Source organism: Pseudomonas sp. F9001 (genome assembly GCF_013385435.1).
Classification (GTDB): domain Bacteria; phylum Pseudomonadota; class Gammaproteobacteria; order Pseudomonadales; family Pseudomonadaceae; genus Aquipseudomonas.
This window is the reverse complement of record NZ_JACAPX010000011.1, coordinates 462,633-478,345: the sequence shown is the minus strand read 5'-3', so window position 1 is coordinate 478,345 and position 15,713 is coordinate 462,633. Positions and strand designations below refer to the sequence as shown.

24 protein-coding genes are annotated in these 15,713 nt (G+C 58.3%); 8 read left to right on the top strand and 16 right to left on the bottom strand.

All coding sequences use genetic code 11. The features are described 5' to 3' along the window. Positions 1–17 precede the first annotated feature (17 nt). The 3 genes from HX818_RS11090 to deoR all read right to left on the bottom strand — a co-directional run bounded on the left by HX818_RS11090 (position 18) and on the right by deoR (position 3,032). Positions 18–1,034: a galactitol-1-phosphate 5-dehydrogenase gene (locus HX818_RS11090; RefSeq protein WP_023658808.1), complete on the bottom strand. Its 1,017-nt coding sequence runs from the start codon at positions 1,032–1,034 to the stop codon at positions 18–20. A gap of 93 nt (positions 1,035–1,127) precedes the next feature. Beyond that, entirely contained in the window at positions 1,128–2,102 is a 975-nt protein-coding gene (locus HX818_RS11085; RefSeq protein ID WP_177020081.1) for a substrate-binding domain-containing protein, read from the bottom strand. A gap of 171 nt (positions 2,103–2,273) precedes the next feature. Further along, the gene (gene deoR, locus HX818_RS11080; RefSeq protein ID WP_008435058.1) at positions 2,274–3,032 is read right to left on the bottom strand and encodes a DNA-binding transcriptional repressor DeoR; all 759 of its coding nucleotides are present in this window, start codon (positions 3,030–3,032) and stop codon (positions 2,274–2,276) included. A 143-nt stretch (positions 3,033–3,175) separates the two neighbouring features. Between deoR and deoC the strand changes: the two genes are divergently transcribed. Next, the gene (gene deoC / locus HX818_RS11075; RefSeq protein WP_003207741.1) at positions 3,176–3,856 is read left to right on the top strand and encodes a deoxyribose-phosphate aldolase; all 681 of its coding nucleotides are present in this window, start codon (positions 3,176–3,178) and stop codon (positions 3,854–3,856) included. Between the two features lie 138 nt (positions 3,857–3,994). Here the strand turns inward: deoC and HX818_RS11070 are convergent, their stop codons facing one another. From HX818_RS11070 to HX818_RS11050, 5 genes are all read right to left on the bottom strand, one after another. Next, complete coding sequence (locus HX818_RS11070; RefSeq protein WP_003207740.1) at positions 3,995–4,396, bottom strand: TonB family protein; 402 nt, start codon at positions 4,394–4,396, stop codon at positions 3,995–3,997. A gap of 132 nt (positions 4,397–4,528) precedes the next feature. Continuing rightward, positions 4,529–4,951, bottom strand: coding sequence for a hypothetical protein (locus tag HX818_RS11065; protein ID WP_003207738.1), 423 nt, complete (start codon positions 4,949–4,951; stop codon positions 4,529–4,531). Between the two features lie 104 nt (positions 4,952–5,055). Next, positions 5,056–5,424 (bottom strand): VOC family protein, encoded by a 369-nt coding sequence (locus tag HX818_RS11060; RefSeq protein WP_008435061.1) that lies wholly within the window; start codon positions 5,422–5,424, stop codon positions 5,056–5,058. A gap of 165 nt (positions 5,425–5,589) precedes the next feature. Beyond that, positions 5,590–5,946: a hypothetical protein gene (locus HX818_RS11055; protein ID WP_250884657.1), complete on the bottom strand. Its 357-nt coding sequence runs from the start codon at positions 5,944–5,946 to the stop codon at positions 5,590–5,592. After that, complete coding sequence (locus HX818_RS11050) at positions 5,913–6,074, bottom strand: hypothetical protein (RefSeq protein ID WP_166742167.1); 162 nt, start codon at positions 6,072–6,074, stop codon at positions 5,913–5,915. The genes HX818_RS11055 and HX818_RS11050 overlap by 34 nt, the downstream gene beginning before the upstream one ends. Positions 6,075–6,428: 354 nt before the next feature. Between HX818_RS11050 and xth the strand changes: the two genes are divergently transcribed. After that, complete coding sequence (gene xth, locus HX818_RS11045; RefSeq protein WP_102368989.1) at positions 6,429–7,247, top strand: exodeoxyribonuclease III; 819 nt, start codon at positions 6,429–6,431, stop codon at positions 7,245–7,247. Positions 7,248–7,320: 73 nt separating this feature from the next. On the opposite strand, the gene HX818_RS11040 is transcribed toward xth, so the two are convergent. Then, the gene (locus HX818_RS11040) at positions 7,321–8,349 is read right to left on the bottom strand and encodes an alpha/beta fold hydrolase (protein ID WP_177020080.1); all 1,029 of its coding nucleotides are present in this window, start codon (positions 8,347–8,349) and stop codon (positions 7,321–7,323) included. A gap of 219 nt (positions 8,350–8,568) precedes the next feature. Here HX818_RS11040 and HX818_RS31205 point away from each other — a divergent pair, with 219 nt between their 5' ends. Both HX818_RS31205 and HX818_RS11035 read left to right on the top strand, forming a co-directional pair. Further along, positions 8,569–8,703: a hypothetical protein gene (locus tag HX818_RS31205; RefSeq protein WP_023658805.1), complete on the top strand. Its 135-nt coding sequence runs from the start codon at positions 8,569–8,571 to the stop codon at positions 8,701–8,703. An 82-nt stretch (positions 8,704–8,785) separates the two neighbouring features. Beyond that, the gene (locus HX818_RS11035) at positions 8,786–9,613 is read left to right on the top strand and encodes a hypothetical protein (protein WP_177020079.1); all 828 of its coding nucleotides are present in this window, start codon (positions 8,786–8,788) and stop codon (positions 9,611–9,613) included. Between the two features lie 409 nt (positions 9,614–10,022). Here the strand turns inward: HX818_RS11035 and HX818_RS11030 are convergent, their stop codons facing one another. Then, on the bottom strand, positions 10,023–10,277 hold the full coding sequence (locus HX818_RS11030) for a DUF1652 domain-containing protein (RefSeq protein ID WP_102368986.1): 255 nt from the start codon (positions 10,275–10,277) through the stop codon (positions 10,023–10,025). A gap of 213 nt (positions 10,278–10,490) precedes the next feature. Here HX818_RS11030 and HX818_RS11025 point away from each other — a divergent pair, with 213 nt between their 5' ends. Next, entirely contained in the window at positions 10,491–10,700 is a 210-nt protein-coding gene (locus tag HX818_RS11025; protein ID WP_177020078.1) for a hypothetical protein, read from the top strand. A gap of 25 nt (positions 10,701–10,725) precedes the next feature. On the opposite strand, the gene umuC is transcribed toward HX818_RS11025, so the two are convergent. The 3 genes from umuC to HX818_RS11010 all read right to left on the bottom strand — a co-directional run bounded on the left by umuC (position 10,726) and on the right by HX818_RS11010 (position 12,727). Then, on the bottom strand, positions 10,726–12,003 hold the full coding sequence (gene umuC, locus HX818_RS11020) for a translesion error-prone DNA polymerase V subunit UmuC (protein WP_177020077.1): 1,278 nt from the start codon (positions 12,001–12,003) through the stop codon (positions 10,726–10,728). Further along, positions 11,996–12,421 carry a LexA family transcriptional regulator gene (locus HX818_RS11015; protein WP_102368983.1) on the bottom strand — a complete coding sequence of 142 codons (426 nt, stop codon included), beginning with the start codon at positions 12,419–12,421 and terminating at the stop codon, positions 11,996–11,998. Before HX818_RS11015 ends, umuC begins: the two co-directional genes overlap by 8 nt. A gap of 96 nt (positions 12,422–12,517) precedes the next feature. Then, entirely contained in the window at positions 12,518–12,727 is a 210-nt protein-coding gene (locus tag HX818_RS11010) for a hypothetical protein (protein WP_102368982.1), read from the bottom strand. Between the two features lie 83 nt (positions 12,728–12,810). Between HX818_RS11010 and HX818_RS11005 the strand changes: the two genes are divergently transcribed. From HX818_RS11005 to HX818_RS10995, 3 genes are all read left to right on the top strand, one after another. Next, positions 12,811–13,497, top strand: a complete 687-nt coding sequence (locus tag HX818_RS11005) for an SOS response-associated peptidase family protein (protein ID WP_177020076.1) — start codon at positions 12,811–12,813, stop codon at positions 13,495–13,497. A gap of 289 nt (positions 13,498–13,786) precedes the next feature. Further along, positions 13,787–14,050, top strand: a complete 264-nt coding sequence (locus tag HX818_RS11000; RefSeq protein ID WP_177020075.1) for a hypothetical protein — start codon at positions 13,787–13,789, stop codon at positions 14,048–14,050. Next, positions 14,037–14,291, top strand: coding sequence for a hypothetical protein (locus tag HX818_RS10995; RefSeq protein ID WP_177020074.1), 255 nt, complete (start codon positions 14,037–14,039; stop codon positions 14,289–14,291). Before HX818_RS11000 ends, HX818_RS10995 begins: the two co-directional genes overlap by 14 nt. A 15-nt stretch (positions 14,292–14,306) precedes the next feature. On the opposite strand, the gene HX818_RS10990 is transcribed toward HX818_RS10995, so the two are convergent. Genes HX818_RS10990 through HX818_RS10985 form a run of 3 tightly spaced genes read right to left on the bottom strand, consistent with a single transcriptional unit; the run spans position 14,307 to position 15,666 of the window. After that, positions 14,307–14,819: a lysis system i-spanin subunit Rz gene (locus HX818_RS10990; RefSeq protein ID WP_177020128.1), complete on the bottom strand. Its 513-nt coding sequence runs from the start codon at positions 14,817–14,819 to the stop codon at positions 14,307–14,309. After that, positions 14,819–15,136, bottom strand: a complete 318-nt coding sequence (locus HX818_RS31200) for a DUF6527 family protein (RefSeq protein WP_177031313.1) — start codon at positions 15,134–15,136, stop codon at positions 14,819–14,821. The genes HX818_RS10990 and HX818_RS31200 overlap by 1 nt, the downstream gene beginning before the upstream one ends. Further along, positions 15,133–15,666, bottom strand: a complete 534-nt coding sequence (locus HX818_RS10985) for a glycoside hydrolase family 19 protein (protein ID WP_177020073.1) — start codon at positions 15,664–15,666, stop codon at positions 15,133–15,135. The genes HX818_RS31200 and HX818_RS10985 overlap by 4 nt, the downstream gene beginning before the upstream one ends. Positions 15,667–15,713 lie beyond the last annotated feature (47 nt).

Below are 15,713 nucleotides of genomic sequence, written 5' to 3'. Positions count from 1 at the left end.
ACAGCTGACGGCGTGGCTCAGGGACGGAAAATCACCTTGGCCGCGACTTCGCTGCGATCGGCATAGCGCTTGAACATCGCCGGCAATTCATCCAGCGGCAAGTCGTGGGTAATCATGAACTGCCACTGCAATTCACCGGAAGCCAGCTTGTCGATGGAGGCCGTCCACTCATCGCCCGGGAACGGTGCCGAGAACGAGTTCCAGGCGCCGTGCAGGGAGATTTCCTGGCGCAGGAAGTGCGAGAACGTCGCAGTGCTGAGGGCCACGTCACTGGTGGGAATGCCGATAAACACCACATGCCCGCCAGCCTTGGTCAGTTGCACGGCCTGGTTGATCGAGCTGGGATGGCCTGCCGCTTCAATCACCAGTTGGCAACGGGGCAACTCGGCATCCGCCGCGCCGCTGAGCAGGGTGTGGGTGGCGCCGGCTTCGCGGGCCATGGCGAGTTTCTCTTCGGCGATGTCGATGGCGACGATGTCCTTGGCCCCCATGATCCGCAGCCACTGGATCGCAAACAGGCCGATCGGCCCGCAACCTACCACTGCCCCGCTCTGCCCGGCCTTGAAGTCGGCTTTCCAGATCGCATGCAGGGCAATCGCCGCCGGGTCCACCAGGGACGCGGCAATCGGGTCCATGCCTTGGGGCACCTTGATCAGGTTGCTCAGCGGCACATTGACGTACTCGGCATATGCGCCGTCGCGGCGGCTGCCGAAGTAATCGTAGCGCTCCGAGCGGGACGGAAAGCCTCGGGCATATTGGTCGCTGCTAACGTCCGGGATCATCGGCGGCACTGTCACCAGTTCGCCGATGGCATAGCCTTCGACACCGCTGCCGATCTCTTCGATAAAGCCTGCGAATTCATGGCCGCAAATCAGCGGCATCACATGGGCGCCCTTGCTCAGCATGCGCGGGATATCCGAGCCGCACACGCCGCAGGCGGCGACCCGAACCAGCGCGTGGCCGGCCTTGACCGCAGGTTTTGGAACATCTTCGACCCGGATATCGCCCGGTTGGTACATGACGGCAGCTTTCACAGTGAATTCCTCTGTTGAGTGACGAGTGCGTTCGAACAGGCACCTACCGCAAGAGGTGCCCGCAAAAATCCATAGCGTGGCGGCGCAGATCCGTCAGAGCGCGCCGGGGCGGTATTCGCCGAAGGTAGAGTCATGCTTGACCTCGGCCACGTTGGCCTTGGTCACCACCTGGGTGCCGGCGTCGACAAAGTTCGGCACCGACTTGCCGGCCGCCAGGGCCCGCGCCGCCTCAATGGCGACCTCGCCCAGGTAGCGTGGGTCGTTGAGGGCGGTGGCCACGTATTGATCGCCGCTCTGGATGGCATTCAAGGCCTCGGACAAGCCGTCGATCCCGGCCACGAGGACGTCTTTCTTGCCGCTTTCGGTGAGCACTTGCAGCGCGCCCATGGCCATGTCGTCGTTATGCGCGATCACCGCCTTGAGGTCCGGGTGCGCTTGCAGCAAATCCTGCATTGCCGTGACTGCGTTGGCGCGCATGTACTCGCTGTAGGGGCCGTCGATGATCTTGAAGTCGGTGCCGGCCAAAGCGGTGTGGAAGCCCTTGCGGCGTTCTTTCATTACCGTACCGCCGGCGTCGCCCTGGATCTCGATGATCTTGCCCTTGGTCACACCGCGCTGCTTGAGCGCGGCGAGCAGCGCCTTGCCGGACAGCTCGCCCATCTCGGCATTGTTACGGCCAATGGTGGTGGCGACCGGGGCATTGATTGCGCGGTCGACGGCAATCACCGGCACCTTGGCGCGTTTGGCGGCGTCGAGGGCCGCGCCCACGGCGTCGGGGTTCACGGCGTTGATGATGAGGATGTCGACCTTACGGGTCAGCAGGTCCTGGATATCGTTGTTCTGCTTGCTGATATCGCCGTTGGCGTCGAGGAAGATCAGCTCGTCGCCGCCCTTCGCCGCTGCAGTCTTGGCGCCGTCGCGCAGTTGTACATAGAAGGGAGATTGCAGGGTGACCTGGCTGAAACCGATCTTCAGATCCTTGGCCTGGGCGTTCAGCGCCAGCGCCGAGGCCGCGACAGCCAGTGCAAGGGCCAGCACATGAACAGGTTTACGGGCTATCTGGAGCATGGTGATTCCTATTTTTATTGTTGTCAGGATTCGGGCACGGCCTTCAGGGAGGCCGTGCTCACAAATGTGAACCGCGATCACATTTGAAAAACTATGCCTTGCTCCCGAGAGTGTCAAGGCCAATTTGTTAGATTCCGAACAAATGAAATAAAAATCACAATGCTGTTTGAGTCAGATCAGCAGGATCGCCCCGCTGTCCCTGATCACCTGCTGCTGTGCCGCCTCGAGCCCGGGGTCGCTGATCACCCGCTGGAAGTCCGACAGCTCGGCAAAGTGTGCCGCACGTACTTCGTCGAACTTGCTGTGGTCGGCCACCAGCACGCAGGTCTGCGCCCGCGCCATGACCCGGCGCTTGACCTCCACTTCGTTGAGGTTGTAGCAGGTCACACCGTGGGCGGCGCTGACGCCGGCCGCGGAAATGAACGCCCACGCCACACGGATGCCATCCAGGATGCCCGCCTCGGCATGGCTCTCGAAGACCATGTTGCGCCGATGAAAGGTGCCACCGCAGAGGATGATGGTGCAGTGGGGCTTTTGCTGGAGCTTGAGCAATACGTTGAGGGAATTGCACAGCGCGGTGAACTCCAGGTCATCCGGCAACGCCTCGATAATGAACGGCGTGGTGGTGCCGCAATCGATAAACACCGTGTCGCCGGGGCGCACCAGGCTGGCGGCCAGCACGCCGATCTGACGCTTCTCGGCGACGTGGCGCTGGTCTTGTTCGGCGACCTGGTAATCGGGCTCCGGCGGCCCGCTGCGGGTTACGTGCCCGCCCAACAGGCGCAGGCCCTGTGGGCTGTCTGCCAGGTCGCGGCGCAGGGTCATTTCCGATACGCCCAGCAATGCGGCCATGTCACGCAAGTGAATCGCCGACTCGCCCTGCAAGGCCTTGTGCATGGCCCGAAATCTTTCGCTTTTCTTTGAATCCACTGCGTTCCAACCCTCGTTGAATACGTGCCCTTGATCAGGACAGTCACAAATTCCATTTACAATGTTATTTATTTCACATTTAATGCATCCAACTTAACACAAACCGCCTTTTCCCAGCACCTCATCCTTACAGGACACTTGCCATGCCGACTGATCCGTTGCCGCTCGCAGCCTATATCGACCACACCCTGCTGGCCGCCGATGCTTCCCAGGCGAGCATTCGCCAACTGTGCGCCGAGGCCCGCGAGCATGGCTTCAAGTCCGTGTGCGTCAACAGCGCCAACGTGCCGCTGGCCGCCGAATGCCTGCGCGACGCCGCGCCGTTGGTCTGTGCCGTCGTCGGCTTCCCCCTGGGTGCGGGCTTGAGTGCAGCCAAGGCTTATGAGGCAAAGCTTGCGATCGAGGCCGGTGCAGGCGAGATCGACATGGTGCTGAACATCGGCTGGCTGAAGGATGGCCTGCTGGACCAGGTACGCGACGATATTGCCCAGGTGCTGGCGGCCTGCGGCGCGGTGCCGCTGAAAGTCATCCTCGAGACCGGCCTGCTCGATGACCAGCAGAAAACCCATGCCTGCAGCCTGTGCCGCGAGCTGAACGTGGCGTTCGTCAAGACCTCCACCGGTTTCGGCCATGGCGGCGCGACATTGGCGGATGTGCGCCTGATGCGCGGCGTGGTGGGGGCGCAGATAGGCGTGAAGGCGTCGGGCGGCGTGCGCGATCTGGCGACGGCCCAGGCGATGATCGAAGCCGGTGCTACGCGCCTGGGTAGCAGCTCCGGGATCGCCATCGTCAGCGGCGCAAAGGCGGCCGCGGGCGCCTACTGAGTTGAGTGCAGCGCTGGCGCCCTTTCACAACCCTTTCACAGTCGGGCGCCTATGGTCACCTCAGCTCCTGGTGAAAACCTTTAAGCCCGCGCTCCCCATCGCGGGCTTTTCTTTGCCCGGAATTTATCCGCAGGTCATCTACAGCCGGCGTGGCGGTGAGCCGGCGCAGGCCACGCCCTCCAGGCAGAATACAAACGGGGCTACCACTTGAATTTCGCCTTTGAGCAGCATTGAGGGTGGAGGCGCAGGCACTGGCGACGCCGCCGGAACGAATCGCTCCACGGCGCTGACGAACAGATCCGAACCTGTATGGCTGATGACTTTGTGGCGTATCAGGTTGCCTTTGGCGTCGACCACAAATTCAACCCTGACCAGGCCGGTCAATCCTTGCAGGCGAGCTTCTTCGGGGTACGACTTGAAGTGATTGAGGTGAGTGAGCAACTGGTATTCCCATAAGCGTTGTTCTGCCAGTTGTTCCCGGGTGGGGCCGCTCGTGCAGGCACAAAGCAGTAAGACAAGTGCGATCCAGCTGTATTTCATAAACGCAGTTCCGTTGACGTTTGGTGTGCAAGGTGAGGCTAATCAAGGCTCGGTGCGTCAGCGTGTTATCCAGGTCGAACAGAATGGCCCGTGGGTACACGAATGCTTCTTGTGGAAAACCAAATCTGCCTCTCAGGCGGTGGTACTGACGATGGAACCGGTACCGCTTCCACCGTCGGAAGTTAGTGCCTGCAACAACGCCGAAGACGCAGACTGCAATGCAGCTGCCGTTGCGGCAATCTGCGCCTGGGCGGCAGCCACGGCGGCCGCTTTGGCGTCTGCGCTTTGATTGCTGGCCTGGGCCTTTTGCATGTTTTGCTGCTGCTCTTGAAGCTGCTTTTGCAACTCCGCAATCTGCTTTTTCAGCGCCTTGACGGTGTCGGACTCCTGCGACGTGGATGCCGCCTGGCCGCCACCTGCAGCGGGCGCACTTTTGGCACCCGTGTCCGGGTTGAGACTCAAGGTTCCAGAGTCTTCGGTCTTGGAGCTATCGCTGACGCTGGCCGGACTTGGGTTGGCGGGTACTGAAGCGAGACTGCTGACGTTCGTGATCATGTCAAATATCCAATTCCGGTATCGATGTTAATTGATCGGCGCTTAAGCTGATTACTTTAACCCGTTATCGACCCTACCGAACCTGGCGACAACAGCGGACCAATTCAGCGGCAAGGTCTCGAAAAGACGTTGACCAGGCTTCCATCCGGATCACGCAGCAATACCGAAGTGTTGCCCCATGGCATGACTGTCACCGGCATCACCACATCAGCCCGACCGATACGCAGCAGGACAGCCTCCACATCGTCCACTTGAAACTCCAGGATCGCCGAACGGTTGCTGGCGGCGACTGCCAGTCCATCGTTGTGAAGGCGGACCAGGCGCTCATCGGCTATGGCCAGGACGACGCCGTCGAGGTGAATTTCAGCGAACCCGTCAGCCAGGTGCCTTGGCTCGACAGTCGAGAGGTTGTGATAGAACTGAACGAGCCGTTCAAAGTGGTTGGTAACGAGACGAACAGACGAGAATTTCATCATTTGACCTGACAGGAGTGAGAGAACTCACCTTAATTCAAGCCCGCGTCAGTTCCTGACAGTAGCGTTGTCATCAGTCGATGATCACATCGCGACCCTAAGATGAAACAGTGAGCAGTTGCGGCGAGCTGGCCCGGCGTTTGATTGCCGGGCCAGAGGGCGGAGTCAAAGCAGTACAGTAGCAAGCATGCCCAAGGCGCCGAGGACAAACCCGATGAGCGCGCCACGCCCTGGTGCTTCATGGAACAGCGCCCAGACCACCACGGGCTCAAGCAGCACCAGGGAGGTGACTGAGACCACGGTGACGACCCAGATATCACCGACCGCCACGTAACCCAGCCAATACGCACCCAACAGGCAAAGCCCGGCAAAACACATCAGCACAACGGGAAGGACGAACGCCTCCCATGAACCATGCCCTGTCTGGGCAAGCCTGGCGGTTACCACCTCGCTGTAGATTGCACAAAACTCCCCCACCACCATCAACCCTAGAGCAGAAACTCCGAGTAGTTCTTTGGACATATCAAAAACTCCTTCGTATTCAACGCAATATTTTTCAGCTCCCAGCGAGCAATGCCGCTGCCCAGGAGCGTGTTGCAGTGATACGAAGCAGCCTTGAACAGGCCTGAATTACCGAAGTGCTTTTCCATGCTCATGTCCTTCAAAGGGTGAGTCTCAGCGCCCGGAAAAGGGCGCTCGCTGCGATCATACGTTCCGACAGCCCGCCTGAACAACCTGCCCCCTCTCGGTCTGCCGCGAAGTGCTTGTGCTGGATCAGTGAGCGTTGAACCAGTCGGGGGCACAACCGGAAAATGACACCAATGGTCGTTTCAAAAACAGGTTCCGGTCGTAATGTCAGTGAGCAAAAGCAGGCTTGCTGTAGTCGAAAAGAGGCTTTGCGACTAAACCGGTATAGGGGACATCGCCAAATGAGCAAGGGTAGGCCCCCTACCCCCACGGTGGCCGAACACCCGGCGCACCCGGCACATTGAAGGACCGACGCCATGCAGAACCTCAAGATCGCGACATTCAATGTCAACGGCATAAAGACGCGACTGCCCAACCTTCTGCAGTGGCTGGAAAAGGAGCGCCCGGACATCGTCTGCCTGCAGGAACTGAAGGCGCAAGACAACGCGTTCCCCGCTGGAGAACTTGAGGCGGCGGGCTATGGCTCATTGCACCATGGCCAGGCATCCTGGAACGGAGTGGCAATTCTCGCGCGGGATTCCGAACCCCTTTTGATCCATAAGGGCCTGCCGGGAGCCAAGGACGACTCGCAGTCTCGATACCTGGAAGCGGCTGTCCATGGCGTGATTGTCGGATGCCTGTACCTGCCCAACGGCAACCCTCAACCCGGGCCAAAATTTGATTACAAGCTCGCGTGGTTCGAGCACCTGATCTCCCACGCTGCAACACTGCAGGCCAGCGAACATCCGGTGGTCCTGGCCGGTGACTACAACGTGGTGCCCACCGACCTGGACATCTACAACACCCGCTCATGGCTCAAGGATGCCCTCCTCCAGCCAGAAAGCCGTGAGTGCTTTCAAAGGCTGCTTTCCCAGGGCTGGATCGACTCGCTGAGGCACCTGTACCCGGAAGAGCGGGTGTACACGTTTTGGGATTATTTCCGTCAGCATTGGCAGAAGAATTCCGGGCTGCGCATCGACCATCTGCTGCTCAACCCGGTACTCGCGCCGTACCTGAAAAACGTCGGCGTAGATGCATGGGTACGGGGTGAAGAGCATGCCAGTGATCATGCGCCGACGTGGATCGAGATCTCATCACGGCAAACCCGGTCAAGAAAGAAGCCAAAACGCAGTTGATCACAAGCCACGACGCTGACTACCGGCACGCGTGCCGGTCCCCGACTCACCCATCCCAAGGTGTGATCCGGGCTTACTGATGGGGCACGAATTTCGCGAGCATCAGCCAGCGACTTATGGCCGCAACGAGTTCGGTCTTGCACTCCACCGGCAGCCAATGCCCGCCAGGCAGGCTCGCCACTGTGAGGTCTGCGCAGGCCGCACGCATTGGATCGCCCAACTGATTGCCGTTGATGGTATTCATCGGGTCGTAATCACCGTTCACAAACAGGACGGGCATGGACAGGCGGCCGCCATCGGGTGCGCGATGGGCATATTCGATGTTGGCGTCGTCGTTCAGATACCACGCGCAGGGCGTGCGGAAACCATGCTCCTCGAACGTGCGCACCAGTACCGCGAAGTCCGTCTCGGGCCAGAGCGCCGGGTCTGGCGGGGTCGGGGGAGCCCGGTGCGCTTCGCCAAACCGCCCGCCTTTGCGGGTCACTTCGGCATTGGAGGCGACCCTGGCGATGCTTGCAGGGTCGCCTCTTTGATAAATCGACGCCAGCGATGCTGCTTTGTCCGCGTCAAGATCAGCCACGGCGGACGCAAAATGCGTGTTGTAGTAGCGGTAATAGTCCCATTGGCCGTCTGGATACTGGTCGACCGGGTAAATCCCTCGGTCAACCAGCGGTATGAGCGTCGCCAGCGCGTTCGTCGAAGGAAAGTACGGAACCGAAACCAGCACAACGCCGCGGCTGCGCCAAGGTTCATGGGCGACCAGTTCACCGGCCACGACGCTGCCCCAATCGTGGCCCACCCAGATGGCGGGCGTTCCACCGAGATGGTCATGCAGCTCTGTCATGTCTGCCACGATGTTTTCAATCGTGTACGCATTGATCGCGGCCGGCGCCGAAGAGCCGCCATAGCCGCGCATATCGGGTGCGACGCAGTGCCAGCCTTGGGCAGCGAACGCTTCCATCTGTGCACGCCAGATCAAACCGAGTTCGGGCCAGCCATGCAGGAACATCATCAATGCCCCGTCGGCAGGTCCCGATTCCAGATAATGCGTTGTGTGACGGGGCGTACTGAAGATGCGCGAAGTCAGCTTGAAAGTGGACATAGGATCTCCTCATGTCATACCGGCGCGATGTTTCACTGTAGGTCACCTCGAGTGCGTGAGCACCACTGCCCGCGTATTTTCAGGTAGCACTTATCCTGGGATCGGGAGCAAAAGAACTGAAGCAACCACACGTCAATCAACGTTGTAGAAAATTTGAATTAGCCAGTTGCCCGGCCGGTCAAGAATTATGAACGCAGTAAATCTGACGAGGTAACAGCAATGACTATCCAGGCAGAGACACTCGTACAACTGACCGAAGCCCTGCAAGAGCGAGGCATGCATCTGGTTTCAGATGTTCACTTCACCCGCGCGCCCTATCGGCAGAATCACCTCTGGGTCTGCACCGTAGCGTAACGATCCCTTATGATGCTTGCCTGCCAGAAGGCCGCCAACCGCGACAGATGGATCAATGCGAACACTCTTATGGATAAGCCCGATGCGGATCAACGTTCTGACAATTTCCCTGGCCACCTTGATGATGACCGGGTGTGCCAACCATGGCGCCAAGCCTTCGACGCACGCGGTGGCGACTCAAGATAACGTAGTCGGCATCTGGGCCATGGTTCCTCTGCGCAACGGAATTGCCAACGTGGTCGAATACAGCGCTGATGCCAAAGCCACATTGCATCCATTCAACTGCGCTGAACCCGGGAAGCACCAGGAAAAAGAAGTGAGCGACTTCAAGGTGTCCGACGATGGAAAGGTCATCCATCTCAAATCACCTTCAGACAACTTCGACCTGAAGGTCCTGGCATTCGACCCGCAGACCATGACGCTGAGCATGGATGTTTCGGATACGAGCCTGACCTTCAACTACGTAAAAGTCAGTAACGTCGCACCGCTGTGTGCCCTTTATCCAAACGCCGCCGCTGAAGCTGCGCGCAAAACCCCTTTCAAGGCCAGTGACTTTGTAGCGGATCCCGGGATACCTGCCCACTCCGGTATGGAGCGATATATGGGCAAGTGGGCAAATGACAAAGGCGAGCTAGAGGTAGAAGTCATCATGGGTCCCAACGGCAGTGCCTACCTTTACATGGCTTCCAGCAAAAACTGGCACTTCCTGTACAACGAGGTGCATTGGGTAGGCGACGAACTGCATTTTGAAAGCTATGCCTATTCAGACCTTCCCTCTCTTTACAGCCACCCTTTCCATAAATCCAAGACCCACAGCATTCTTCAGCCGAGCGGCGACGGAGGATTACGTTATTCGATCTTTATCGAGAAGCGTCGGTACGAATTTCCATTGAGCCGGGCGAAGAACTGAGGTTGAGGTAGCGCAGTACTGTTGCGATGACCGGGCGGTGCATCTGCAACGCAGAAGGCAAGGAAGCCTCGCAAACGAAGTGGATTGCGGACCTGTTGAAAAATTGCCGACCGGAAACAAACAAGGGCTTGCATCAGCTTTCGCCCGCAAACCCTTGGTTTTAGATGGTGCCCGAAGCCGGAATCGAACCGGCACGCCCTTACGAGCGGGGGATTTTAAGTCCGGAAACTAATCCTTTAAATACATAGGCATAGAAGCAATTCCTTTCCGCATCAAAGATAAAAATGACCCTCTACAGCCCAGCAAATTCAAGGGCCGGCATTTTTTTGCGGAAAGGAATTAACCCCTCCCCGGCGTCCTGCCGATCGAACACATACCCAAAAACTCTGAACAAGAGCGGGCTGCCTTTTCAGGCTTGGCCAACTTCCTCCAGCGCAGCATCCCCTCGAAGTCTGACCTCTTCTTTTATCTCCGCAACGAGCCTGGCGATTGCGCGGCTTGATCCCAACGTTTTTGGATCAACCCCGGCGACCGTCAACAATTCCTGCTGAGTCATAGGGTCGATCAGCTGAATGTTGAGTGAGTCATACCTGATCGAGCACACGCACCTGGTGGGAAGGAACGCCGTCTCAATTATATGGCGTAACTCTAAGGTAGAGATCATCAGGTGACCCTTTAAACCAATGGATAGAGGCCTTTCGGCGCGGCGATGTGGCTTAGGGACCCTAAATGTAAAAACGTTCAAGTTAGTACATGTTAGTTTAGTTTTTGAGACGTGGTTCACGCATCGTAGCCGTCCGTCGTATGGCCATGGAGCTTAGAAGGTAAAGCATAGTTCGCCTGCTGCTACGCTGTTCACTCCACCAGAGGAACGCCGATGCCCAACTCAGACCTGCTCCCTTCCCTGCTCTCCAAGCTCTACGAAAACCAGCTGGCCCTCGAAGCCTCCATCATGGAGCTATCTAACTGGGTCGAGCAGCGTGGTTCCGCCGATGTAGCCGAGAACGTGCGCGGCGCTCTGCACACCATCGACGAGAATGAAGAGTTCATAAAGCTGACCCTGGCCGTCCTCATGTCGCCCGAGTGAAGTTGATCTGGCGCTGAGCGCTTCACTACTTGCAAGCAACCGACCACAGCTGATCGAGCTTCGTGGTGTAGCTCTGGCTCATCATTTCCCGGCGCATCCCCCAGTCGGGGTTCGTCGGCACACTGGCCGACCGCAGCGTTCCTCTTCCCCACCTGTCGTTGATCTGGTCCAGCACGGTCATCACCCGGGTGGCCTCCGCTGGCTGAGACACCGCAAATAGATCGTCTGTGTATTCGCCTGGCTGGCACAGATTGAGCAACATCACCTCGGCCTTGCTGTATTTGAATCCTGGGCGGTAGATGTGGTCGAGCGCATCGACGGCTGCTTTGGTCAGCAGCCGCACGTCGTCGGTCGGGTACGGCATGTCCACCACTACCCCATTGGCATACTTGGCTTCTTCGGGGTTAAACATGCCTGTGCGGATGCAGACACGGACCTTTTTGCACAGCGAGTTTTGGGCTCGCAGCTTTTCAGAGGCACGCATCATGTAGGTAGCCACCGCCTCCTTGATCGGCGGCAGCTCGGTCAGGCGCTTTCCGAACATCCGGCTACAGCAGATTTCCTGCTTGGGTGGGTCGGGCTCGTCCAGCTCCAGGCATGAGGTGCCGGCCAGTTCGCGGGCGGTCTTCTCGATTACCACGCTGAATTTTTTGCGGAGCGTCCAGGGGTCGGCCTTGGCCAAGTCCATCGCTGTCTTGATGCCCATGGTGTCCAGGTGAAGTTTCATCTTTCTGCCGACACCCCACACCTCCGAAACGTCGGTGTTGCGCAATACCCAGTCACGCTTTACCGGGTCGGTGATATTCACCACGCCGCCGGTCTGGGCCTGCAGGCGCTTCGCTGTGTGGTTGGCCAGCTTGGCCAAGGTCTTTGTATGGGCGATTCCGACGCCCACCGGGATTCCAGTGCACTGAAAGACCCGTGCGCGGATCTGGCGCCCGAGGACATCCAGGCTACCAATACCGGTCAGGTCGGCGAAGGCCTCATCAATGCTGTAGATCTCGACGGCGGGCACTATGCTCTCGATCAGCGTCATGACCCGCTCACTCATGTCCCCGTACAGGGCGTAATTTGAGGAAAATGGGACAATGCCGTGCTGCTTGAGCTTGTGCTTGATCTGGAAATACGGCTCGCCCATCTTAATGAAAGGCTTTGCGTCGTAACTTCGGGCGATGACACAGCCGTCGTTGTTGCTGAGCACCACAATGGGCACCTTCGCCAAGTCGGGGCGGAACACACGCTCGCAGCTTGCATAAAAGCTGTTGCAGTCGATTAGCGCAAAGACAGGTGGCGACTCAGACATGGCTGCGCACGGTGCTGGTGATTACGCCCCAGATCGACAGCTCGTCGCCCTCCAAAATGTACCGCGCCGGGTATTTCGGGTTCTCCGACAGAAGGATCACCTCTTTCCCGCGCTTACACAGGCGTTTGCAGATGGGGTCATTGTTCAGCAGCGCCACGACCACGTGCCCGTGGGCCGGCTCAATAGATCGGTCCACGACCGCCAAGTCACCCTCAAAAATACCCGCGCCCTGCATGCTCTCGCCAGTGATGGCGATCAGATAGACGTGCGGAGCCCTGATATTTAAGACCTCATCCAATGAGATGTGCTGCTCGATGTGATCGGCCGCCGGCGATGGAAAGCCGGCGGGTACCCGAAAAGAGCAAAAGGGCAGCTTCGTGCCACCCTCGGCGATAGGACCTAAAATTGAGAAGCTCATGACGCAGCCTTTTACAGACACTGTACGAATGTACAGTTAATATCGCAGATGGCTTGCGGTCAATTTGGTGCAAGAGATATCTGACAAGCGGGCGCGTCAGCCCAACTCATCTGCGTACGCGACGACGGCCGCTTCGGTCAGTTCCCGCCACTCGCCGCTGTCGATTGCGCCGCGCTCTTTCATGTCGTCAGCCAACGCCAAGCGCCTCTCGTAACGCTCCTCCGGTGTGGCTGAGTTGAAGTCCGGGTCGTTTCGCAGGGAAAACCACGCCTCCATTGCGTTGATCTGATCGATGTTTATTGCCATGACGAATACCCGGGGCCAGTGTCTACAGTGTAGAGATTGGCCTGGCCCAGGCTGTTCATTGGGGCCGACGAGCGGAGACGACTATGTGCGGAAGACTTTCCCAGTACAGCGGCATTCATGACTTCGTTACAGCGCTGAGCATGCCAAATGCACTGGCGAACTCCGTGGGTGAGTTGCCCCTGGAGCGGTACAACGTCGCGCCGACAACCCAAGTCGCCCTGCTCCACCTGCAGGGCGATCTGCTGCATGCCGACCTGGTGCGCTGGGGATGGCGACCGCACTGGGCCAAGGACCGTGCTGCACCGATCAATGCCCGCGTAGAGAAGGTGGCCCACGGCCCGTTCTTCCGGGCGATCTGGCCGCACCGGGCAATCACACCCGTCGATAACTGGTTTGAGTGGGTGGATGAAGGCGGGCCGAAGAAACAGCCCTACCTGATCCGCCGGCGGGATGGCTCGCCGGTGCTGTGCGCCGCCATTGGCCAACTGCCCGACAGCGACGAAGGCCCAGGCGAGCATGACGGCTTCGTGATCATCACCGCCGACAGCGCCGGCGGAATGGTGGACATCCACGACCGGCGGCCCGTGGTGCTGACGCCGGACCTGGCTAGGGAATGGCTGGACCCAGCCACGTCCAAGGAGCGTGCCGAGCAGATGGTTCTGCACCAGGGCGAGCCTGCCGAGGCCTTCGAGTGGTTCAAGGTCAGCATCGCCGTGGGCAATGTGCGGAACAAAGGTTCAACTTTGATACAGCCAATCAGCGCCAGCTAACGACAAGGCGGATTTGCAATCCGCTATATTAATTATACTTCTCAATAAGTTAAGTAATTTTATATTCCGCAAACTATGGTTTTCTGCACAACCCAACACCAATGTTTGCACAGTATAGAAAGCTAGTCGCGGAATGATCTCGGCCGCTGATTTATCATGCGCAACCGACGGTGGTGAGCTTTCCAAGTGTGATCTGAGCTGGGCACTCATAGGAAAAAAGCTCAGCTAGCCCCGGAAGATAAATAGCGATGTGCTACTATTTTAGGCACACAACCCAAGGAGCACGAAAATGGCAACCGCCATACTGGCTGAAGGATGCGTTGGAGGGTCTTTTACAAATAATTCATTTATTGGTCTCGATGTCGGAATAGAGCTGATCAACTCAGACGCGACTATCGAAAACTCTGAATTCATCGGCACGAAAATAGCGGTGAAAGGAAGCGGTGGCAGCTCACTCAGGGCAAAAAATTTATTTCATAGCGAATCCTTTGACATGCCAGCCGTTACGTTACTGGCCTATGCGATATGGAGAGCAAATCGTGGCGATGTTTGAATTTGAAAATAGCAAAAAAATGGACCTTGAAAATTGCGAGACTACATCCTCGGTGATGGTAAAAGCCAAAAATGTCGATGATTTCAAGGCAGTGAACTGCAAGCAAAATGAAGAATCGGCTTCATCATTGCCCAAGAAAAGCCTCCTCAAGAAATGCATGACATTAATTTTAGATAAATCATTAAATATATTGGTTGGCCTTGTCGTCGCTTTGATAGCTGCGGCCCTCATCTATAAGTAATTTAGCATTTAGGGCTCACCTTCCCCCCCTTATGACACGGACGTATGCCTGGCATGCCCGCAGCGCGATCACGGCGCTGTCCCCATCGTCGGTGATGGCGATAATTCGTTGCGCATGCGCTGGGTCAACTTGGGCTCGACGGGCTGCATGAACCACGCCGACGGCGCCGGGGATGGCAGGCACGTCGCAGCCACTGGCTGAATCCGTGGCGTCGAGAAGGACTGACAGCCGCACATCAGCAGTAGCAAGACGGTCACGCAGCAGAGCCTGGTTGCGCTGGGCATCGGATAATTCCTTGGTGTGTTGTTGGTCGGAGATGGCCAGCTGCTGCTCGGTGGCCAAGCGCTTGTCTTGCTCGGCGCGGACTTGAGCGGCGGCGGCATTACTGATCGCTGCCAGATCATCCTTGTGTAGGCTGACCTGCTCGGCGAGCTGCTTTCCCATCCGCCAGTTCTGTACTTGCCAGGCGCCCCCAAAACCGATGGCAATTGCCAGCACGATCGCAGCTAAGATCTGCTCAGGCGTCATCATTGCTCATCCTCCCAGTCAGGCAGGTCAACAGTTTTGCCCGCCAAGCTATGTGTGCAGTCGCCAAGGAACTGAATGCGTCCGTCGGTCACGAATGAATGGCAAACCCTTAGCCCGTCAGACCAGTTGTATCTGACCAGCACTGACGGCGTGAAGGTCGGTGCCTGGGCATTGCCGTTGTAACCCCAGCGCGGGCCAGGCCCGCTTCCGGTAGAGATGCCGTGCACCATTTCGCAACCTGGGCACTCGAAGAAGAGATCGCCCTCCTTGGCCTGGGCCAGAACGCGCGACAGCCTAGTAAATCCTGTTCCGCTCATGCCAGCACCTTCAGCGCCTTGTCGTACAGCGCCTGGCGGTCGGCAAGTCCGGTGGTGCCACCGTTGATGCGCTTGGTGATCTTCAGAAAATCGCTCTGGTCAGCCAAGGTGTTCAGTCCACGGGAGGACCAAAACCACGCTGCCGACATCGCGGCGTGCTGCGGCTGCTCGAGCAGCTCCGGCTTATTGATCAGGTCCAGGCTCAACGCATCGCCGCACGCCGCATAGTTCGCCCGACCGGTGATCTGGATCAGGCCTCGGCCACGATATTTAAAGCCATCACCATTCACCGTATTACCCAGGTCGGTGCGCCCTTCGTAGCTGGCCTGCTGCGCCGTAGGGCCCCACAACTCTTTCAGCCAGCGGAACTGCCCCGACTCATGCCCGACCTGGGCGATGAAGGCCGCTATGCGCAGTCGAGTGACGATTCCGTACTTGGCCATGGCTGTATTCAGTACGGGAACAAAAACGCCGGCTTGGCGGCCGGCGTTCGGGAGGATCTGCAGCAGCTGCTGCTCGGTGATCGGCATACTTTTCTCCAGGCGAAAAAAGCCCGCAACTTGGCGGGCGGGACACT